The 20669-nt window shown below is 56.4% G+C and carries 18 protein-coding genes and 2 pseudogenes; 11 read left to right on the forward strand and 9 right to left on the reverse strand.

What is annotated here, in order from left to right:
- The first annotated feature begins 247 nt into the window (after positions 1-247).
- From ACZ1HE_RS23475 to ACZ1HE_RS23515, 9 genes are all read left to right on the forward strand, one after another.
- On the forward strand, positions 248-1297 hold the full coding sequence (locus tag ACZ1HE_RS23475; protein ID WP_472625141.1) for a rhamnan synthesis F family protein: 1050 nt from the start codon (positions 248-250) through the stop codon (positions 1295-1297).
- Positions 1298-1310: 13 nt separating this feature from the next.
- Positions 1311-2438, forward strand: a complete 1128-nt coding sequence (locus tag ACZ1HE_RS23480) for a glycosyltransferase WbsX family protein (protein WP_472625143.1) — start codon at positions 1311-1313, stop codon at positions 2436-2438.
- Positions 2426-3415: a hypothetical protein gene (locus ACZ1HE_RS23485; RefSeq protein ID WP_472625145.1), complete on the forward strand. Its 990-nt coding sequence runs from the start codon at positions 2426-2428 to the stop codon at positions 3413-3415. The genes ACZ1HE_RS23480 and ACZ1HE_RS23485 overlap by 13 nt, the downstream gene beginning before the upstream one ends.
- 211 nt (positions 3416-3626) lie before the next feature.
- Positions 3627-5390, forward strand: a complete 1764-nt coding sequence (locus tag ACZ1HE_RS23490; protein ID WP_472625147.1) for a class I SAM-dependent methyltransferase — start codon at positions 3627-3629, stop codon at positions 5388-5390.
- A 3-nt stretch (positions 5391-5393) separates the two neighbouring features.
- Positions 5394-5744 carry a hypothetical protein gene (locus ACZ1HE_RS23495; RefSeq protein ID WP_472625149.1) on the forward strand — a complete coding sequence of 117 codons (351 nt, stop codon included), beginning with the start codon at positions 5394-5396 and terminating at the stop codon, positions 5742-5744.
- A complete protein-coding gene (locus ACZ1HE_RS23500) occupies positions 5705-7198 on the forward strand; it encodes a glycosyltransferase family 2 protein (RefSeq protein ID WP_472625151.1) in 1494 nt (497 codons plus the stop codon). The genes ACZ1HE_RS23495 and ACZ1HE_RS23500 overlap by 40 nt, the downstream gene beginning before the upstream one ends.
- Positions 7199-7363: 165 nt before the next feature.
- Positions 7364-7570 (forward strand): hypothetical protein, encoded by a 207-nt coding sequence (locus tag ACZ1HE_RS23505; protein WP_472625153.1) that lies wholly within the window; start codon positions 7364-7366, stop codon positions 7568-7570.
- A 68-nt stretch (positions 7571-7638) separates the two neighbouring features.
- Positions 7639-7806: a hypothetical protein gene (locus ACZ1HE_RS23510; RefSeq protein WP_472625155.1), complete on the forward strand. Its 168-nt coding sequence runs from the start codon at positions 7639-7641 to the stop codon at positions 7804-7806.
- The gene (locus ACZ1HE_RS23515) at positions 7799-10579 is read left to right on the forward strand and encodes a glycosyltransferase (protein WP_472625157.1); all 2781 of its coding nucleotides are present in this window, start codon (positions 7799-7801) and stop codon (positions 10577-10579) included. The genes ACZ1HE_RS23510 and ACZ1HE_RS23515 overlap by 8 nt, the downstream gene beginning before the upstream one ends.
- A gap of 164 nt (positions 10580-10743) precedes the next feature.
- Here the strand turns inward: ACZ1HE_RS23515 and ACZ1HE_RS23520 are convergent, their stop codons facing one another.
- Positions 10744-12180, reverse strand: coding sequence for a hypothetical protein (locus ACZ1HE_RS23520; RefSeq protein ID WP_472625159.1), 1437 nt, complete (start codon positions 12178-12180; stop codon positions 10744-10746).
- A 158-nt stretch (positions 12181-12338) separates the two neighbouring features.
- Here ACZ1HE_RS23520 and ACZ1HE_RS23525 point away from each other — a divergent pair, with 158 nt between their 5' ends.
- A complete protein-coding gene (locus ACZ1HE_RS23525; RefSeq protein ID WP_472625197.1) occupies positions 12339-13253 on the forward strand; it encodes a glycosyltransferase family 2 protein in 915 nt (304 codons plus the stop codon).
- A 6-nt stretch (positions 13254-13259) separates the two neighbouring features.
- Here ACZ1HE_RS23525 and rfbA read toward each other — a convergent pair.
- The 8 genes and pseudogenes from rfbA to ACZ1HE_RS23565 form a co-directional block, all read right to left on the reverse strand.
- Positions 13260-14131, reverse strand: a pseudogene (gene rfbA / locus ACZ1HE_RS23530) (glucose-1-phosphate thymidylyltransferase RfbA).
- Positions 14128-14991 carry a dTDP-4-dehydrorhamnose reductase gene (gene rfbD, locus ACZ1HE_RS23535; protein WP_472625161.1) on the reverse strand — a complete coding sequence of 288 codons (864 nt, stop codon included), beginning with the start codon at positions 14989-14991 and terminating at the stop codon, positions 14128-14130. Before rfbD ends, rfbA begins: the two are co-directional and overlap by 4 nt.
- A complete protein-coding gene (rfbB, locus tag ACZ1HE_RS23540; RefSeq protein ID WP_472625163.1) occupies positions 14988-16028 on the reverse strand; it encodes a dTDP-glucose 4,6-dehydratase in 1041 nt (346 codons plus the stop codon). The genes rfbD and rfbB overlap by 4 nt, the downstream gene beginning before the upstream one ends.
- Positions 16025-16594, reverse strand: coding sequence for a dTDP-4-dehydrorhamnose 3,5-epimerase (gene rfbC, locus ACZ1HE_RS23545; RefSeq protein ID WP_472625165.1), 570 nt, complete (start codon positions 16592-16594; stop codon positions 16025-16027). Before rfbC ends, rfbB begins: the two co-directional genes overlap by 4 nt.
- A 78-nt stretch (positions 16595-16672) precedes the next feature.
- A complete protein-coding gene (locus ACZ1HE_RS23550) occupies positions 16673-16939 on the reverse strand; it encodes a hypothetical protein (protein ID WP_472625167.1) in 267 nt (88 codons plus the stop codon).
- Between the two features lie 20 nt (positions 16940-16959).
- Positions 16960-17505, reverse strand: a complete 546-nt coding sequence (locus ACZ1HE_RS23555) for a hypothetical protein (protein WP_472625203.1) — start codon at positions 17503-17505, stop codon at positions 16960-16962.
- A gap of 29 nt (positions 17506-17534) precedes the next feature.
- Positions 17535-17621, reverse strand: a pseudogene (locus ACZ1HE_RS23560) (DUF2793 domain-containing protein); the annotation flags it as partial.
- 208 nt (positions 17622-17829) lie between these two features.
- Positions 17830-18825 (reverse strand): replication initiator protein A, encoded by a 996-nt coding sequence (locus ACZ1HE_RS23565; protein ID WP_472625169.1) that lies wholly within the window; start codon positions 18823-18825, stop codon positions 17830-17832.
- A gap of 380 nt (positions 18826-19205) precedes the next feature.
- Between ACZ1HE_RS23565 and ACZ1HE_RS23570 the strand changes: the two genes are divergently transcribed.
- Positions 19206-20609, forward strand: coding sequence for an AAA family ATPase (locus ACZ1HE_RS23570; protein ID WP_472625171.1), 1404 nt, complete (start codon positions 19206-19208; stop codon positions 20607-20609).
- Positions 20610-20669: the final 60 nt, after the last annotated feature.

Consider the following 20669-nt stretch of genomic DNA (forward strand, 5'->3'; position numbering starts at 1 on the left):
CGGGCTTGGATGTCAGCCCTGTACCACGTTGCAAATCGCGCGATTGGCCCCATGCCGGGGCCTACCCCTAACCATTTGCAACCCCCAAGTGTAGTTGCTACATCGCCCCCAATAGCAACTTACTCACCTTCTCGGTTACAGCCACGCAAATGATAAGACGCCTTCTAAGCCGGTTGAGCCGTGTCCTCAGATTTTTTCACCCAACCCTGTTTCGCTTTATGCGACATGGAAAATTTGCCGCTCGGGCTTGTTTGACCGCACGTTCTATCGAAATTGCCATCCAACCCTGAACGCGCTGTACCTCCGGTTCCCCGAGCGCCATTACGTCATGTTCGGAGAGGCTGCCAACCTTCAGCCGAACCCGGAATTCTCACCCACCACATACCGGCTGTTGAATGAAGACCTGGTAGACCTGAAGCACCCCTTTCTGCATTACGTCCGCTATGGACGGGCTGAAAACCGACTGATCCGGCAGGATCCGTCACTGGGCGCGCTGAGCGGGCCATTGCTGCCACCGGTTTTGCGACGCAGAGAAGCCGACCCGGACCCTCTCGATCTGGCGATCGTCGTTCATGTCTATTACCCGGATCTGTGGCCCGAGATGGCGGAAACAATCACGGCTGCCGCGTTGAATGCGGATCTTTTCGTGACCTACACAGAGCAAGGTGATCTGACCCGCGGGCTGGCAGATGATATCCAGGCTGATTTCCCGAACGCCCGGGTCGTAGCCATGCCCAACCACGGGCGTGACATTTTTCCGTTTGTGCATCTTGTTAATTCCGGCCTGCTGTCGGGGTATCGGGGCGTGTGCAAGATCCACACCAAGAAGTCCCCTCACCGGCAGGATGGGAACGAATGGCGGCAGCATCTGATCCGGGGCATCCTGCCCGGCGCTGAAACCGCCACCCTTCTGGAGCGGTTCCTGAGTGACCCTGTCGCCGGGATCTGGGTCGCGGACGGGCAACACTATCAGGGTGAGCGCTGGTGGGGGTCGAACAAGAAGTCGACCGCCGAGATGCTGGCCCGACTTGAAATTGCAATGGACCCGGACACCCTGTCGTTCCCTGCCGGTTCAATGTACTGGCTCAGCCCCCTGATGGTTGCGATGATCCGCGGCATGCAGCTGAACCAGGATGATTTTGCATTGGAGTATTCGCAGGTGGACGGCACAACAGCCCATGCCTTTGAACGGGCCCTGGGATATATCGCGGCCTGTGGCGATCTTGGGATCCGGCAGACCAGCGAGCTGAAGCAGCCACCCAGCCCGTCCTCTGCCGAGCTAGGCATCAGACCCTGAAACGGATCAGGGCATGGTTCCCGGGATCACCCCTCCGGCCTTTGTCAGCGCATTCTATCTGCCCCAGTTTCACCGGACACCGGACAACGACCGGTGGTGGGGGCAAGGCTACACCGAATGGCAGGCTACAGCCGCAGCAAAACCTCAGTTCTCAGGCCATACGCAACCCGCCTTGCCCGGCGCATTGGGATTTTATGACCTGATGCGGCCCGAGAACATGCATGAACAAAGTGCCCTGGCGCGCAAGGCCGGGATCGACGCCTTTTGCTGTTACTACTATTGGTTTGATGGTCGGACGCAACTCGAAGGGCCATTGCGCCAGATGTTGTCACGGCCCGACATCGACTTTCCGTTCTACCTGTGTTGGGCGAATGAAAGCTGGCGCCGCAATTGGGACGGGCTGAGCGGTGAAACCCTGGTCGAACAGAGCTATTCCGAAGGTTTTGCGGAAAAGCTGGCGCATGATCTTTTTCCCTATATGAGCGATCCACGTTACCAGCGGCCTGACGGCACACGCCCCCGCTTTGTAATCTATCGCCCCGAAGACCTGCCCAACCCTGAAGAGACGGTTATTGCCCTGCGGGCTGAGTGGATGGCGCTCGGGCTGGGGCAGGTCGAGTTGGGAGCTGTTCATTTTCACGTTCCCGGCACGCAGGAAATCCCCGAAGGACTATTTGATTTTTATATTGATATGCCACCACACGGCATGGTGGATGAGGACAACTATCTTTTTGGCGGCCCTCAGGGAAACCAGCTGGACATACAGGTGAACGACGGGTTTTCTGGCTTGATCTACGACTACAACGCCGTCATCGACAACAGCCTGTCCACGGCCCGCCCCAGGGCTGGAAACACGATTGCCGGGGTAATGCCGTCGTGGGACAACACGGCCCGGCGCGGACGGATGGCGCATGTCGCCTATGGCGCCAATCCAGCCAGCTTTACACGCTGGCTGCGTGGGCTCAGCCAACATCGGATTGCCGATTCCTATGGCCAGGAACTGTTCGTAAACGCCTGGAACGAGTGGGCTGAAAAAGCCATGCTGGAACCATCGCAACAATATGATACGGCTTGGCTCGATGTCCTGGGGAACTGGCGCCGCGAGACACAGAAACGAGAAGGTCGCCAATGGCACGACTGATCCTGCATATCGGCACGCATAAAACCGCGACGACAACCATTCAGAAAAGCTTTTTCAACAATCGCAAGCTGCTGGCCAGTCACGGGGTGATATACCCCAACATCGGCCGTTTCGAAGGCCACCACGGGTTGGTCACCGACTGGATCAAACTTACCCCAAATTTTCACCTGCCCGAAGGGTCGATGGCCGCCTGGCAGAAGTTGGCCCAGACCTTGTCCGACGGGGATCATACCGTGTTCCTGAGCAGCGAGGAGTTCTCCCGGGGCCACCCCAAGACCCGTGTGGACCTGCAGGCCATCCGCCCGTTCATCGACCAGTTCGACGAAGTCAAAGTGATCTGCGTGTTGCGTGACCAGGTGTCGTTCCTGCAATCCATCTATCTGGAAATCTCAAAAAAGCAGGCACCACCCTATTGGGGACACTTCTTTCAGAATGCCATGAAAACCGGATATGCCAGCGGCCTGTTCATGAATTATCTGGAACTGGACAACCATCTGCGCAACAGCTTTGCCGAAGACGAGATACACTATGTCGACTACCTGACCGCCTGTGCAGGTGACGGTATCCGAAGCTACATGCTGGATCTGATCGGCTGCACCCTGACAGCAGACAACCTCAAGGACAGATACGACAGCGGCATGGCCAATGTCTCTCCTGATCCGCTTGCCTCGTGGGTTGCCTCAATGATTGCACGCCCCAAGGCCGCAAACACGGATTTGCTGGAACTGGTGCGCAGTCATATGCAGTCAGAATTGGGCGACGATACAAAAACCATGATCTATGTCGGGTCCGAAGAGAACCAATTGCGCAAGCACGTTGCGCCTTGGAACGCCGCCCTCCACGAACGTCTGGCAACCCGACAACCGGATTTTGCTCTGAACCCGGGAACGCTGCCGCAAGACACCGCATATCGCAATGCCCTGAAAAGCTCCTTCTGGCTCAAGCTGACCAAGGCCATTTACAACCGTACAGCCTAGCGTCACGCTAAGAGGGCTCAATGCGTAAAATTTTTTATTGGGATTTCTGGAATGGTATCCAAAATAACAGAAGTGCAGACTGACAAGCTGACCGTCGAGCATCAACATCATTCAACCGCTGGCCTCGAAAAGCCTGTTCTGGCAGGCCGCATATCTAACCGGCACCGACGCCATCGGCAGCCTCCCATTCCTGTTCTGGATTGTCGAAAGCGTGTCACCCCGTGTGCTGACGGTCCTAACTGAAGACACCGAAGCCGCGGCCGAGCCATATTTTGCCATGTGCCAAGCCGTCGAACGGCTTGGATTGGAAAGCCGTTGTTTCAATATCGGCCCCAACGAGCCGAGCTATGCCGCAAAGCACCACAACGTCAACAACTACGAAGATTTTTCAGCCCTGTTGAGCGAACCCGGATCACAGGCGGCACTGCGGTTCGGCGCACAAAGCATCGATCTTCTTTACCTCGACCTCGCCAGGTTGCCCGCTGATTTGAGCATTTGGCGGGACAGGCTGTCGCCGCGGTGCACCGTCCTGCTTCATGGAATGAGTGACCCCACACTCATGGAGGCTCGTGAATCGTGCCAAAACCAATTGGGTCTGGAAGCAATCGATTTCACCCTGGAACACGGTAAGGGGGTTGGCCTGCACCTTGGCGTGGAAGCCCCAAATCGCTTGGCATCCCTTGCCCGCCTGAAATTGGGTGACCCGGGATATTCGGAAACTCAGAAAGTGTTTTTTCGATTGGGCAAGGCGCATAGCAACGCCTATTTGGCCAAAACCGAGCGCAGCCAGAAAATCCAGCAGAAGAAACTGATTTCTCAGTTGAAGGAAGATCTGGAAACAGAACAGAAAACCAACCAGAGCACACAAAAGAAGCTGAGCAAGCTCCGCAGTGCTTATGAAAACCGTAGCCAGCAGATCGCATTGTCGGACAGTCGTCACTTCGATGAAATCACATCCCTCAAACAGCTTCTGACAGAGGCACAAAACGAAAGAACGCGGACCCTCGAAACCCTGGCCGAGATGACACCGAAGGCCTCGGATTCCGATTTGCTAAAGCAGCAACTGGCGCAGCTGCAAGAGCAGATGCAGCAAAACCAGAATCGCACCGAAACCCTGCAAGACACGGTCGAGCGTCAGGATAGGGAAATGGGGAAGCTCGTGAACCTGCTCGAGCAAAGAGACGAGCAGAACGCGAAGCACGAGAGCAAGATCAACTGGTTGCGAGGAGAGGTCAAAAAGCGTTCGCTTGCGACAGAGGAGAAGACAGCGGAGGCTGAAACGGCGCAGGAAGCCCTTGCTTCGGCCAAAGCTGAGTTGACTGAGAAAGAGACTGACATCGAGACCCTGAAGGCGGCGGCGTCCAAAATGCAAACCCGCGCTAACGTGCAGGATGTTGAAATCGAAAATCTCAAGACAGAGTTGAATGCCGCACGCACGCAGCTTGAAAGCGCACGCGACAGAACAGAGGTGGATGCCGAGGTCGCGGCATTCGAAGCGCAAGTCGCACGACAAACCGACGAACTGGTTGCGCTGACTCGCCTCTTTGAGGCGGAGAAGAAACGGTGGCAACAGGACCTGGAGGGCCAGAACGAACGGCAAATGGTTCTGATCGAACTTCGCAACGCTGAAATTTCGATGCAAAGGGTGGGGAAATCACGTTTGACGCGTCGGGATGCGCCATCTCGGGCCAGCTTGCCCAGCACGAAGGCTCAGATCGAAGCGGTCCGGCAAAGCGAGCTGTTCGACGCAAATTGGTATCTCGAAACCTATCCCGATGTCGCCGAAAGCAAAATGGACCCGGCTCAGCACTATGTTCTGCACGGCAACCTGGACGGACGGGATCCCGGGCCGAACTTCAAGACCATGGCATATTATCTGGCCAATCGGGACGTGGCACAGCATGGTTTCAACGCCCTGGTTCATCATGAAATGTTCGGCAAATCGGAGAACCGCAAGCTGCACAAGGATCAGTGAGTAATGGATCTCCAGCAGCAGATCACGACCATTCGCAAAACCGGTCATGTGCATCGGAACTGGTATCTGGAAACCTACCCTGATGTTGCTGAACTGGGCATGGAGCCTGCCGAGCATTACCTGAAATACGGCGCCGCCATGGGGCGGGATCCGGGCAAGAACTTCAGCACCCGGTTCTACCTTGAATGCTACCCGGATGTCGCTGATACCGGATTGAATCCTCTGCTGCATTATGCGCGTTTCGGCCAAAAGGAAGGCCGCCGGATAAAAACAACGAAGAAGACCGCGCGAGCAAGACGTCTGACCGACTATTTGTGGTCAAGCCCAACCCCGAAACCGTTGTTCCCGAGTTGATGGAGTTGATGAACAGCTCTGCTGAAACGCAGGCGACACGGTTTGAAATCGCCTACGAGGTTGCGGTTCGAAAAGCGTTTGATGGCGAACTTGAAACCGCGCGGGACATCATGGAGCGGATCGACACGATTGCCCCGGATTTTGCCGACACAAAAACCCGCTACATGATCCACGCCTTCATACTGAAGCAGATGCAATCCCCGGAGAAAGCCCGGGACCTTCTGCAACGCTGTCTGGAGCTGCCCGGCTACGAAACTGATCCTCATGTCACGCTTGCCTTTGCCAACACATGTGAAACGGACGCTGAAAGGTTGGCCTGGTTCAACAAGGTCTACACCCGTGCCGAGTTGAGCACCCTTCAGTTGCGAGATCCCGCAAAACCATTATCACTGGGCAACATTGAAGGCAGCAGTGTGCATGTCTGCCCCGCTGACCACGGGCTTGTTTCAATCATCATGCCGATCTACAGGGCCGAACAAACGGTCGAAGCCGCCATTCGGTCTCTATGTCAGCAGAGCTATCGCAACATCGAAATTGTTGCCGTCGATGACTGCAGCCCTGACAACACATTTGCGATCCTGCAGAAGATGGCTGCAGAAGACCCTCGGATCAAACCCATTCGCCAGACCAGAAACACCGGAGCATATCCGGCGCGAAACCGTGGAATGGAGGTGGCAAAAGGGGATTTTGTTACGACCCATGATGCCGATGACTGGTCCCACCCCCAGAAGATCGAAACCCAGATCAAGGCCCTGGTTTCAGGCTCTGCACTGGGCGTTGCAGCCCATTGGGTGCGTGTGCGCCCTGATCTGCACGTCACTCCGGACTGGCGGATTTCACCAAACCTGATCGATTGGAGCCATTCAACCTTCATGGCCCGTCGCTCCCTGTTCGACGAGTTGGGTCCGTGGGACAACGTTCGCATCTCGGCCGATACCGAGCTTATCTGGCGAATGCAGGCGGTTCACGGCCGTAATTCTCTGATAAAAATCTGCCCCAAGGCGCCATTGGCGCTGGCCCTGAATGACGACAATTCGTTGACCCGCGCCAAGCAAACCCATGTCAGCAGCATTTACTATGGTATGCGCCGCTTCTATCGGGAGATTGCACAATACTGCCATCAGAAACCCGATCCTCTGAGCCCTGAAAACCAGACCCTGCGGCGCAATATGATCCCTGTTGAGATGTTTCAGAAACCGGATGGCCCGGTGGCGCTGGATTTGGTCTTGCGCGGCGATTGCACCAACCCCGAAACAGTCTCGAAAATGCACGGCCTGTTGCGGGATCATACACAGGCAGGTCATTGTGCAGGGATCGATCACCATCCTGACACCAAACGCGTCCCGGGACGCTTTACAGCCGAGTTCTTTGAAATGCTTCAACACCCTGATGTCCGGCTGATCGTACCCGGAACCGTCATCCACGCCGAAAAAGAAATTGATTGCAATGAGTGAGGGTCAGGACAGCATTTCATCCGGGGACAAATCGCTCAAGAATTTTCCCAAAAAGTTCGAAACCACCTGTCCAAGCGATACGCTCAGGCAGAGGTCATTCTGGAATACGGCCCCAGCGAGACAACCCTGCTTGCAGCACAGCAACCGGGCAAGTTCATCCAATGCGTGGAATCCGACCCGGACTGGGCGATGGAACTGCGCAGCGATCTGGACCAGATGAAAACCAGATCACCAGTGATCATCCATGCGGCCGACATCGGTCCGGTTGGCCCCTGGGGCGCCCTCTTGCCCCGGCGCAGTGGACGAAATTCCATCACTATCCTGTCGAGATCTGGGACCAGTCCTTTTTTCAGCATCCCGATCTCGTCCTGATCAACGGGCGGTTCAGGTCGGCCTGCTTTGCAACTGTGTGCCTGCGGATAACCCAGCCAGTTCGCCTGTTGTTTGATAATTATTTTGACCGCCCGCAATATCATGACGTCGAAGCCTTGGCTAAACCAACCAAACGCATCGATCGCATGGCCGAGTTTCAGTTGGAACCACGCAGTTTCAGCCCGGAAGAATTCACGCGTCTACTGCCGTTCTTTGCCCAGGCCAGTTATGCCTGAACAGGACGATCAACACGAATTTGACCCCCAATGGTATCTTGCGGCCTATCCCGACGTGGCGGCCTCGGGGATAGATCCCTGGCACCATTATGACCAGTTTGGTCGGGGCGAGGGCCGTCTGCCGCATGCCCTGTCCGGAGAAGACAGTGAACGCGACCTGTGGTCTGGATATGAAGAACAAGGGCAACCTGTTCTTGAGGCACAGGCCGCAGGCCCCGCCAGCGCCGATCGGGATATGGCCTGTTGGTGGCTTGCACGCTGGCACGGCGCGCATGCGCGCTGGCATGATGCGGATATCCAGTGTCAACGCATTGTCCCCGCCAGCGGACCTCTGCCCAAGCTCCCGGGTATTGGTGCCACCCTGTTGGCAATACAATGCGCCTGGGCAACCGGTGACCACACCCGGGCTCTGGATCTGCTGCACCGTGCCCAACAAATCTGGGAGAACTCACCAGAGCTTGGTCTCATGGCAGCCAACCTCAGCGGGCAGGCATACAGTGAGCTCAATCGAATCTGGGCCCGAGCCAAGGTCGGCCGCATCAGACAGGCCCCGGAACCAGGGGCACCGTTGGACAGCATCCGACCCCGGCGCGCCCTGTTCTCTTTCCTGTCCGACAAAAGCGGGCCATTGGTCAGCATCATCATTCCCGCTTACAATGCCGCCCCGACGCTCCCCACGGCCCTGAACTCGTTGCTGGCGCAGCATTGGAAAAGCCTCGAGATCCTGGTGGTCGATGATGGGTCAACCGATGACACCCTGGCCGTTGCACAGCGATTTGCAGACTCTGATGCTCGCATTCGCGTGCTGGACGCAGACCGGAACGAAGGGGCATATATTGCCCGCAACCGTGGCATGGCCGCTGCTCGGGGCGATTTCCTGACTGTTCATGATGCAGATGACTGGGCCCATCCGGACAAGATCCGGCTTCAGGTCGAAGCGCTCATGGCAGACCCTGATACAATGGGCAGCCTGTCACATTGGGTGCGCTGCTCGACCGATCTTGTTTTCGAGCGATGGCGCATGGAGCCCGAAGGGCTGGTTCATCGTAATGTCTCCTCCCTGATGATCCGCCGGTCGGTTCTGGACCGCCTTGGATATTGGGACCGCGTGCGCGTGGGGGCCGATACGGAATATTATTATCGCCTGATGGCGGCCTTTGGCAGCTCGGCCCTGACCGAGGTTCTGCCCGGTGTTCCCCTGTCCCTGGGACGAAGCGGGGCCCACAGCCTGACCGGACAGAGTGCAACCCACCACTCAACCGAAGTCGGAGGGCTGCGCGCGGATTACCACAATGCCGCCACACGATGGCAGACCCGGGCCCGGGACGATCAAGAGCATGACGGGCCGACAGACCCCGTTTCGGCTCTATACCTGCCAGAAAAGCCCGACAGACGTCCGTTTGCCATTCCCGATGCCCTTGCTGTGGGCGATCCCGAAGCAGATCTGTACCCGGATGATCTGATCCGACAAGCGCCTGTGTTTGATGCGGCGTGGTATCTGGCCGCCAACGAAGACGTGCGCCATGCCGGAGTGGATCCGGCCGTACATTACCTAAAAAGCGGTGCCGCACAGGGCCGTGACCCGTCCCCCCGGTTCAGCACAACCGGGTACAGGCTGTCTTATTTGCCGGATCAGAGCGACGTAAACCCGGTCCTGCATTTCCTGGCTGAAGGCGGTCGCGCGGCGGGGTATAGCCCCCTGCCCCATTTTGAAGGGACATTTGCAGGAACCCCTGCGGACATTGTATTTTTTGGCCACCAGGCCGGCGAGCAATTGTTCGGAGCCGAGCGCTGTCTTCTGGATATGTTGGACAGGTTTAACGCCGAAGGACGCCATGCGCTGGTCGTCCTGCCACATATCGGGTCGCAGGACTATCTCCAGGCTCTGTGTACCCGTTCCGTGGGTGTACAGATCATCCCGTACCAGTGGCGGCAAGTGGGCCGCAGCCCCCATCCAGACACCCTTGCAGCGCTCGAAGATCTTCTGACCATGCATCATCCCCAGGAGGTGCATATCAACACGCTGGTTCTGGATGCACCGGTCCTGGCAGCCCAGAAGGCGGGCCTTCATCTGACTGTACATGTGCATGAGCTGCCAGAGCAGGATACCGCCTTGCGGACTTATCTTGGAGCCGATGCCAGCACCATTCGCGGCTGGCTTCTGGACGAAGCTGACACATTTGTCGTCAACAGCCCGGCAGTCGAGAACTGGCTGGCAGCTCCTGACCGTACGACCGTCATATCCAATCAGATTGACCCCGCCCTGTTCAATCTGTCCCATTCAGGACGCAGGCCACCCTGTGTGGCAATGATCAGCAGCAACATCGCCAAGAAGGGTGTCGAAGACTTTGTCGAGATGGCCACGCATCTGCATGACATGGGAGTTTTCGTGCGCTGCCTGCTGATTGGCCCCGAGAGCACCGACCTAGAAGCTCTGCGACCCCTGCCCGACTTTATTGAAACCCCAGGCTATGTGGATCAGCCACAAACGGCCATCGCCATGAGCGATATCGTTGTCTCGCTGTCGCGGTTTGCGGAATCCTTTGGCCGAACCGTATTGGAGGCCATGGCCGTCAGCAGACCTGTTGTCAGCTATGCGCGCGGGCATCCACAGATTCTTGTCGAAGACGGCCAGAGTGGGTTTCTGGTGCCCCCCGATACGCCAAAGGCCGCCGCCAATGCCGTGGCGCAATTGGTGTCAGATTCTGAGATGATGTCCCGTATGAGCCAGAACGCACGCAATCGGGCAAAGGCACTACTGCAACAAGAGTAAGGGACTGCGCAGTCAAGTGCACCCGGTCGCGATCAAGCGACACGGGACCAAATCACCGAACTGCGCTAAAGTCACGATTTCTTCCCGACACAGTCAAAGCGGCCAGGAGGAACTCAGGCACAGTTAGTCAAATGAAAAAGGCTGCTCAAACTACTGGAGCAGGATCATGGATCCTGCTCTTGAAGACCGAAAGCTCTAGACTGCTTCCTCCTCGGATTTGACGAGTTCAAACCCCTCCTGCGCAACTGTTTCAGAACAGCTCGCCCCTGTTTGAGATAGTCACGGCGGTTTTCAGCCCATGCTTGCTGGCGCGCTTCCTTGTCACCAAGTTCGCCTCCGTTTGCCTCGCGAAAAATGGCGCGCGCCAAAGCTACAGCCAGATCCCGCTCGGCCTGCTCTTCAGGGGTGCGCGCATTTTCAGTCTGTTCATTCATTGAATTTTCTCCCACTGGTTGAATATCATTGGAGGCTCCGCCTTCTTCGGAAGCAACCCGATTAGCGCTGACCTTAACTAAACTCGGATTGATCTGCTCAAGCAGACCATCAAACCACTCTGCACGTTTGGAATGTGATCGGATCCAGTCATGCTTTGACACCCTGGAAATCAATTCGGCCTGAGCGTCTCGATCTATCTCGACAAGATCTTCCAAAGCATGACCATTTTTACTCAGATTCCCGATTTCGCCCTTCTCAGCCCGATCATAATCGTATCCCGGCAAGACAAGACCGTACTGGTTTCTCAGATCCACAAGATCACGGTTCTTATAATCCAGATAATCGGCCAAACCCGCACGCAATTGCGGTTTGGGCATCTTCAGATCACTCTCCAGCTTCATGAGTATCTGAACAAGCTTCTCACCGTCAGAAACAAACTTGTGATCCTTGGTCGGAAAAAAACGCTCTCTGAAACGGCGAACAACATCCATCGCTTCATTGGAGATAGACTCATTCGCGTTTTGATCAATGTTGAGGCTCTCAGGCGTGACGCCGTAATCCGTCAGGAAGTGAGCACAAAAATCTGCCGTAACATCTCCATCAACCAATGCCTCACGAGCGAATGGTCGCAAATGCACGTGATCGACCCCGTAGTCTTCAGCAAATTGCGTCGTCTGATTCTTAAGGTTCAGGGCCTGGAGAGGTCTGACGCTGGACGACCGCCGAACCCACTGGTTTAGAGCAGACAGGTACCATTTGGATGGCTGCCGGATATAGGCAACGATTTCGATTTCTTCAGAGCCGAACTTCTCCAGTATTTTGCGAAACCTTTTTCGCCCTGCACTTGGAAGAGTCCCAAAGCGAGATTCTGAAGACAATAGCAGACATTGGGGCTGCGTCGCTTCAATCTGGGTCCGAATACCACCCTGCAGCCTCTTGCGCGCAGCCTGCAATTCATCATGAGAAAAATTTTTCAGAATATGACGCGGAACCTTCTGCTGCGCCATCAAATCCGCCGACAACAGCTTATGATTATTGTAGTACCCATTAACATCAACTGGGTACAGGACACCTTTCTGGATCAATTGATCCCGTGATCCAAAAAATGTGGATTGGAGACTTGTACTGCCTGTCTTTGAATGACCTACATGAAAAATCGTTTTCATCGTGACACCTTTCGGACGGCCCGTCTCTAACACTGATTTTGATAGTTTACCCAATAGGCAAAAGCAATACACACCGACGCGCCCAGAAACCGTTTACAAAGGCAGGAAACGCTTGATAGTACAGCCTGAAATTCGACACGGAGTGCACCCTGCCCCATATCCAGATCCTGATGGCCGTCTACAACGGTGCCGACTACCTTGGCGAGCAGCTTGCCAGTATCGCCACGCAAGACCACTCTGACTGGAGCCTGCTGGCCAGCGATGATGCATCAACCGATGGAAGCTACGAGGTCTTGCAAGGTTTCGCTGCGCAACATGATCCTGATCGGATCAAAATGATATCCGGCCCTCAGGCGGGTGCTGCCGCCAATTTCATGCACCTGCTACAGCACTCTGATCCGCAAGCCGATTACCTGGCGTTTTGCGACCAGGATGACGTCTGGCTTCCGCATAAACTGGAACGGGCCGTTTCACATCTGGCCGATCATCCAGCAGATGACCCGGCATTGTACTGCAGTCCCACCCTGGTGTGTGACGCATCCCTGAGCAATCAACAGCTGTCTCGAACCCCGCAGCGTGCCCTGACGTTCCGCAATGCGCTGGTTCAGAATGTCGTGGCGGGGAATACCATTGTGGTGAACGCCGCCGCCGCCAGGTTCTTGCGTAATGCCACCTTAGACGTGCGTTCTGTCACCATGCATGACTGGTGGATCTACCAGATGATCACCGGCCTCGGCGGCCGCATTGTTCGCGATGACACACCCGGGCTGCTTTATCGTCAACATGACGGCAACGAAATCGGGGCGCATCACGGCCTGCAGGCAGGGATGTCTCGGGTTACCCAGGTGCTAAAGGGGCGTTTTCGGCGGTGGAATGACATGAACATGACCGCCCTGTCCGCCGTCGCGGATCAATTCACTCCCGACAACCAGCAAGCGTTGTCGACCTTTGCCAGCGGCCGCCAGTCCCCGCTCCTGCGTCGCCTGACGGCCTTGCGCGCCTCTGGCGTCTATAGACAGAGTCTGTTGGGCGATGCCGCACTCTGGGTCAGTGCGATACTGAACCGTGTCTGAGCTTGCTCATTGCAGCAACTGCAGCAGGTACCGGCCGTAATCGTTCTTGGCGTATTTTCGCGCCAGAGCCTCGAGCTCTGACCGATCGATCCATCCCTTGGCAAAGGCGATCTCTTCAGGGCACCCGGTCTGCAAACCTTGCCGTTTTTCCAGCGTGCGGACAAAATTGCTGGCATCCAGCATGCTGCCATGTGTCCCTGTGTCCAGCCATGCGTATCCACGCCCCATGCGTTCGACAGTCAGGCTCCCCTCAGTCAGGTAGCTTTCCAGCAATGTCGTAATCTCAAGCTCTCCGCGCTCTGATGGGGCCACGTTCCGCGCACGATCCGGCGCAGAGGCATCAAGAAAGTACAACCCGGTCACTGCATAGTTGGACGGAGGTACGGGCGGCTTTTCAACGATCGAGGTCGCATTGCCCTGGGCATCGAAGTCCACAACGCCATAGCGTTCCGGATCCGCCACCTGATATCCAAAAACGGTACCACCCTCGACCTGCATGTTGGCTTTCAGAAGTTGCTCCGGCAGCCCATGCCCAAAAAAATGTTGTCGCCCAGAACCATTGCCGACGGACACCCGTCCAAGAACTCTTCCGCCAGGACATAGGCCTGCGCCAGACCATCCGGAGACGGTTGAACGATGTAGGTAAAGGACAACCCCCATTGCGACCCATCCCCCAACAGACGCTGGAATTGGCTCTGATCCTCGGGTGTCGTGATCAGTGCAATCTCGCGAATGTCCGACAGCATCAACACAGACAAGGGGTAATAGATCATCGGCTTGTCGTAGACCGGCAACAACTGTTTCGAGACCCCCATCGTAATGGGATATAGTCGGGTTCCGGAGCCGCCTGCCAGAACGATGCCCTTACGTTTTTTCATTCTATCCCCTGAATTTCTGAAACCACATCCCTAAGGCTTAACCGCCAATCCGGGCGGGAAACACCAAAAACAGACCCTAAATCATCACAATAGAGCCTCGAATTCAGTGGTCGGGCTGCTGGCGTCGGGTATTGCGACGACGGAATTCCCGACACGTCGACTTTGGCCCCTGACATTGCAAATGTTTCGCGCGCGAAACATTTCCAACTGACGTCCGGACCGCCGGAAAAGTGATAGATACCCGACCTGCCCTTGCCATCCCACAGCATTCTGGCCATGACCCAGAGTGCGTCGGCAATATCTGCTGCGGCCGTCGGCCCCCCAATCTGATCATCCACAACACGCAGGCTCTCATGCGTCTGCGCCAAACGCAGCATGGTTTTGACGAAATTGCTACCGTGCGCAGAAAACACCCAGGAGGTACGCAAGATCGCGTGCACCCCGCCGGCGGCACTTACCCCGGCTTCTCCGACCAGCTTGCTGCGCCCATAGGCATTCACAGGCGCTGTCTCATCCTTTGGTGACCAGGGCCGCTCCCCGCCACCATCAAAGACGTAATCCGTCGACACATGCAGGAATGGAACACCCTGCGCAGCGGCCGCACGCGCCATCGCTGCAGGTGCTGCTCCATTGACAACTGTCGCCAACTCTTCTTCGGTCTCTGCCTGATCGACGGCCGTATAAGCTGCGGCATTGATCACCGCGTCACAGGCATGCTTGGCGACGGCCTGAGCACAGCTTTCTGGATCGGCAAGATCTGCCTCATCCCTTGACAGCGCGGTCATCTGTACCCCTGCGGGGCACCGTCTGCGCAGCTCGCGCGCGACCTGCCCGCTTGTTCCGAAAACCAAGACCCTCATGGCAAACGCCCCAGGCGTTCTCCAACCCCATCTCGCGCTTGCAAGGCTTGCCACCAGTCCCGATTGCTCAGATACCAATCCACGGTTTTGGCCAACCCTTCGTCCAGGGTCACTGACGGACGCCAGCTCAGCTCGTTTCGAATGCGAGCCGGGTCGATCGCATACCGCTGGTCGTGTCCCGGGCGATCCGTGACAAAGGTGATCTGCTCTGCATAGGGGCGCACACTGGGCTGCCTGGCATCAAGGATGGCGCAGATCCGCCTGACAAGGTCGATGTTGCTGACTTCGTTCTCGCCTCCGATGTTGTATGAGCGGCCAATTTCGCCACGGTCCAACACCGTCAAAAGAGCATCGGCATGATCTTCGACATACAGCCAGTCCCGCACATTCAACCCGTCCCCGTAAACCGGGATCGGTTCCCCTGCCAGGGCGCGCAGAATAACGACCGGGATAAGCTTTTCGGGGAAATGATAGGGGCCGTAATTGTTCGAGCAATTGCTCATGACAACAGGTAAGCCGTAGGTCTCTTGCCAGGCCCGCACCAGATGATCGCTTGCAGCCTTGGAGGCCGAGTAAGGCGAATTGGGCGCATAGGCCGTATCTTCGGTAAAAAGTCCGGTTTCACCCAACGAACCAAACACTTCATCCGTGGACACATGGTGGAACCGGAATCCCTTGGGGCGTCCCTGCGTGATCCAGAAGCGACGAGCCGCTTCGAGCATGTTGTATGTGCCGGTGATGTTGGTCTCGATAAAGTCACCCGGACCGTCAATCGAACGGTCGACATGGGATTCTGCGGCCAGATGCATGACAGCGTCCGGCTGGTGCGCATCAAAAATCCGATCCAGAGCTTCGCGGTCGCGAATATCGGCCTTCTCGAACCTGTAATTCGAGTGGTCCTTCACCGAAGCTACGTTTTCAAGGCAGGCGGCATAGGTCAGAGCATCCAGGTTGACGACTTCATGCCCACGGGCGACAGCCTCGCGCACCACTGCCGATCCGATGAACCCGGCTCCCCCGGTCACCAGAAGCTTCATACCTCTACCTCATACGTAAATGGTGTTTCAATCTCGGCCAGACGCGGTGCAGCCGCGTCCTTGTCACTCAGCGTGGCGCTGTCCTGGTCAATCCCCCAGTCAATCCCGATGTCTGGATCATCAAAGCGCACCGCACCATCGCACTCCGGCGCATAGTAGTCGGTGCATTTGTAGACGATCTCGGTTTCTGGGGCGCGCGTGACAAACCCATGCAAGAAGCCCGCTGGGATCAGCAACTGACGTCCGTTCTCAAAGCTGAGATCCACACCAACCCAGCGCCCCCAGGTTGGGCTGCCACGGCGAAAGTCGACGGCCACATCAAACAATGCGCCACGCCCGCAGCGCACCAGTTTTGCCTGTGCGTGAGGCGGGGACTGGAAATGCAGCCCCCGAATGGTTCCAACTTGCATGGACATCGAATGATTGTCCTGCACGAACCGCTGATGAATTCCGTGCTGCGCCAGCGTCCGCTCATTCCAGCTTTCGCTGAAGAAACCGCGTGCATCTCCGAAACGGGCAGGGGTCAGGATCAAAACCCCCGGCAGGGCGGTTTCTTCTATCTTCATTTTATAACCTATCGGTGGTCCAAATTGACCTCGACGGGTTATCAATTCCGATCCTGAAAGTCCACGCGTGTCAGCCGCCTAGACCCATAGGCCAAAAACCGTCAAAGTGACCTCCAGCGTGTCCGAAGACACCGCCTGGGGAAGGCGCACTTTCCAACTGTCGCTGTTTGTCCAAACCGCCATGTCCGCCATGGCCTGACGACGGCTCACCCCTCCGGTTCCAGACGCTTCTGACGGTTTTGCGCCAACAAAACCGCCGCCCAAAACCGTGGCAATCGTGTCCGGATAGTCAAAGTCCTGCGGGCTGCCGGTCCCGATATCCACCGTCACTGTCTTGCTCATCATGATAGACCCATCCGCCCATTTCACCACATGGCCGTCTGCCGTTGTTGTGCGCTCCAGAATGGCACCTGTTGGAAGCCCCCGGCCTGGCTGACCGGCCCGACAATTTCGCTGCGCAACACGCCATGTTCTGCCAGCATCAAGCGCCCCGGGGTGGTGTCACCCGCATTCTGCTGAACCCCCTGTCCCGAAACAGCCCCTGTTGCCGGGTCGATGTCCAGAGCGGTTACCCAATCACTCCCGTCCGGGCTTACCTTGATCGAAAAAGCGTCCTGCCCGGCAAGCCCCATCTCGGCCCGCCCGGAAAACCCGTCCTGAAACAACACACTGGCGGTATCGGATGAACTGGCCTTGTTGATCTTGAGCCGCTGGTCATCACCATCATGCGTGAACAGGATCCCCTCGGACGCGACTGCCAGCCTGTTATGGTCGTCCGCCGAGGTGTTGACGCCCAACGTGGTCGCCCCCGGGGGCACCAGAACAGCCCAGGCCGTTCCATCAAAAGTCGCAAATTCCTGTGCATTGCGCAGATAGGCAATCCAACCGGGGGCAGGGGGAAGAACTGCCATCCTCCTTCGGCAAAAACCGCAACCTCATGGTCGTGACCCGCCCAGGCATTCAGCGCATTGGCTCCGACCAGATAACGCTCTCCAATGGACGGGGATTCCGGGGGTTGTGGTCGCAATCTCTGCCACCGACAGTTGCACTACAGCATCCAGCTGCCGGAGCGCCTCGTTGTGAGTGACATGTTTCTGCGCCTGAGATGGTTGCAGGTATGGCATGCCAAGCAAGGGCGAGATCTGTGTCATGGGTAGCTCCGCTGATATGGGTCAATTCGAGCGCCAGTAACGCGCTACAGTATGGAATTGACCTTAATCGAGCGTACGGTGGTTTTACCCGGACGATACTTTTCGCACCCACCCCAGGAAAGCCTTGTCAGGCGAGCGCAATGGTGGTCGACCGCTGGCCCGCCAGTATCGCTTCCAGTCCGCCTCTAGCGCGTAGACATCGGCACCCGGCATGAGATCCCGTGCTTCCTCGAGTGCCTCTGGCGACAAATTGATCTGGTCTGCTGCCTCCACCACGACCTGGCGCGGTGAAACACGCAAGATATCGCCCGGCAACTCCTCAAGCACATATTCAGGCAGATGGTTTCGTTCAATCATCTGCCGCAACATGGCGCGAAACACCCGCCGCGGGCTGTTGGATCCCGACTTTTTAAGCAAGGTATCCACCGAGATACGCCATTCTCTCTGACGCCCACAATGCTTGCGGGCCAGTTCATAGATCCGGCGCTCAAGCGGGCGGCGGAGTTGAAAATAGTCCCGACTGAGGGTCAGGACCGCCCCCGCTGTCACCGCACGAAACAGCCATTCGGACAAGGTCACCGTGACATGCGCCATCCGCCCGCCACGGGCTCGGCGCACGATTTCCCAATTCTCGATCAAGCCAAACCCCGTTGTCGTATCGATCCCGCCCGTCACGATATTGGTCATGATCCGCGTCCCCGCCAGCCGCTCGAACGCATCTCGCAGGCGGCGATAGGAATCCCCCGATGTTTCCCGATTGGTTGCAACCAGAAGATCATGCGCCCTGAGATGCAATGTGCGGGCAACCTCTCGACCAGCATTCAGCGCCGCCATCATCTGACTGATGCAGTAAATCAAAATGTCCTTGTCGTGGATCGTCGCACGGCCCCGAACAGACGGGGTGATCCGCACACTTACGTTGTTGTGAACATATTCGACGACAGATCGGTCTGGCCGCGTCGACAATGAAAACAGGGGGTGCTCCATCGAAGCCAGGTCGTTTTTGGGAAGCGCATCAAAGATGTCGCATAAGAAAAATCCCTCGGTCTGGGACCGAGTGGGAAGATCTGCGCTGCTCATATTCTGCCTCATTCATGAGAGGTGAATCGTTTCGTGGTTTTATTGACGCTACACTAGATTTATCCACAGGCTTCGTCCACCGCAGCAATCGGGGGTTCGGAATCATCTCTTCGAGGGTTCAGAGTCACTTTATCGGGGGTTCAGAGTCACCTTCACCTCGAAAAACCCTGTATAAATAAATATAATCAATAGCTTAGGTACACCAAGGAATCCCTGTAACTAATAATTAACATCTATCTAACTTGAAATTTTTTTGAAGCCGTTGATCAGACCGTTAGGATGGCACCCCTTAAGGCATAGAAAAAAAGAGAAAAATCAAATAGGTTAGTTTTATTCTTCCATGTGATGCTTTTTATGGTATATGTCCAAAAAATGCGAACATGATGGGAAAAATCATGGCTGTCGAGCAACCTCCATACTTCAACATCTCTCCTGATGCTGCTTTGGAAACCCTGACCGATCCGGTGACAACAGCCGGCTTTTCCACACTGGCCAGCGCCTGCACAGACGGGCGCAATGACCTCATCAGCCGGGGTTTGCAAAGTGACGGTCAGCGCAAGCTTCGGCTCTTTTCCACCTGGGAAATCACACGGTATCTGATCCCCGTTGCCACACCCCATTTCCGTCGTGTCCTGAAGCAGAACCCGGAACTTCCCCAAGGGCGATCTGAAACCGAAGGTGGCGCAAAATGGTTCACCCTGGATGAAGTCCTGCGTCTGAGGGCTCACTTCGGGTCGACCGGATCGAAGTCCAAAGAATACCTGCCGTACCGACCGAAAGGGCTTCCGGCAAAGATAACCGCAGTGGCAAACTTCAAGGGCGGAGTCGGCAAAACATCAACCTGCGCGCATCTGGCGATGTCAGCTGCGCTTGACGGCTACAAGGTATTGGTGATCGACCTGGACAGTCAGGGGTCAATGACATCCATTTTTGGCGGCACCGTCGAGGATGAATGGAACACCGTCTTTCCTGTCATGGCCCGTCACTACGGTCAGCACCTGCGGCAAATGAACAAATCCCGGCTGGATCGGGGCGAAGCTCCGATCCCCATGGAGGAATCTCTCACCGAAGCTCTCAAGACGACAATGGGGTCACTCATCCAGCCGACCCACTGGCCCAACATCGATCTGATCGGATCCCAGTTGAATCTTTATTGGGCCGAGTTCCAGATTCCAATCTGGAGAACTCAAGGCCGATCCTGGAAGCTGTGGGATGCGCTTGGGGATATGCTGGCCGAGGACGGGATTCTTGACGAGTATGATCTCATCTTTCTGGATACCCCGCCGGCGCTTGGCTATCTGACCATCAATGGATTGGCCGCTGCCGACATTCTGCTGGTCCCTCTGGGGGCCTCGTTTCTGGAGTTCGACAGTACCGGGCGATTTTTTGACATGTTGCATGCAACATTCCAATCCATCGAAGAGGGCGAGAATATTGCGACCCGCGCCCTGGGCCTGCCCGAGATTGCGTTTGAATGGGACGCCGTGCGCGCCCTGATCACCCGATATGACAATGCTCAGCAGGCCGAATTGGCTGGGTTGATGCAGTCCTATCTGGGCCGTTCACTCAGTTCGCATCGACAGGATTACACGGCATTGATCGGGCAGGCAGGCGAGCAGGTCAACGGGATCTACGAGGCGGACTATCGGGATTTCAATCGCGAAACCTATGTCCGTGGTCGAGAAGTTTTTGATGCGACCTATGCATCCTTCAAGCAACTCTTGCTCGGGGTCTGGCGACGAGATGAACTGGACCAGCACATCCAGACCGAGGAACCCGTGTGACGCATATGTTTCGCGTGCGAAACATACTCAGAAATTGCCGCGGTTCGAGATCCTTATGGG

The organism is Falsiruegeria sp. JB4-1 (assembly GCF_055693495.1).

Excerpts from the sequence above, each read along its gene's own strand:
- ACZ1HE_RS23480 (WP_472625143.1), top strand. The coding sequence starts at position 1,311 with ATGGTTCCCGGGATCACCCCTCCGGCCTTTGTCAGCGCATTCTATCTG.
- ACZ1HE_RS23485 (WP_472625145.1), top strand. The coding sequence starts at position 2,426 with ATGGCACGACTGATCCTGCATATCGGCACGCATAAAACCGCGACGACA.
- ACZ1HE_RS23495 (WP_472625149.1), top strand. The coding sequence starts at position 5,394 with ATGGATCTCCAGCAGCAGATCACGACCATTCGCAAAACCGGTCATGTG.
- ACZ1HE_RS23515 (WP_472625157.1), top strand. The coding sequence starts at position 7,799 with ATGCCTGAACAGGACGATCAACACGAATTTGACCCCCAATGGTATCTT.
- ACZ1HE_RS23520 (WP_472625159.1), bottom strand. The coding sequence starts at position 12,180 with ATGAAAACGATTTTTCATGTAGGTCATTCAAAGACAGGCAGTACAAGT.
- rfbD (WP_472625161.1), bottom strand. The coding sequence starts at position 14,991 with ATGAGGGTCTTGGTTTTCGGAACAAGCGGGCAGGTCGCGCGCGAGCTG.
- rfbB (WP_472625163.1), bottom strand. The coding sequence starts at position 16,028 with ATGAAGCTTCTGGTGACCGGGGGAGCCGGGTTCATCGGATCGGCAGTG.
- rfbC (WP_472625165.1), bottom strand. The coding sequence starts at position 16,594 with ATGAAGATAGAAGAAACCGCCCTGCCGGGGGTTTTGATCCTGACCCCT.
- ACZ1HE_RS23550 (WP_472625167.1), bottom strand. The coding sequence starts at position 16,939 with ATGATGAGCAAGACAGTGACGGTGGATATCGGGACCGGCAGCCCGCAG.
- ACZ1HE_RS23555 (WP_472625203.1), bottom strand. The coding sequence starts at position 17,505 with ATGGCAGTTCTTCCCCCTGCCCCCGGTTGGATTGCCTATCTGCGCAAT.
- ACZ1HE_RS23565 (WP_472625169.1), bottom strand. The coding sequence starts at position 18,825 with ATGAGCAGCGCAGATCTTCCCACTCGGTCCCAGACCGAGGGATTTTTC.
- ACZ1HE_RS23570 (WP_472625171.1), top strand. The coding sequence starts at position 19,206 with ATGATGGGAAAAATCATGGCTGTCGAGCAACCTCCATACTTCAACATC.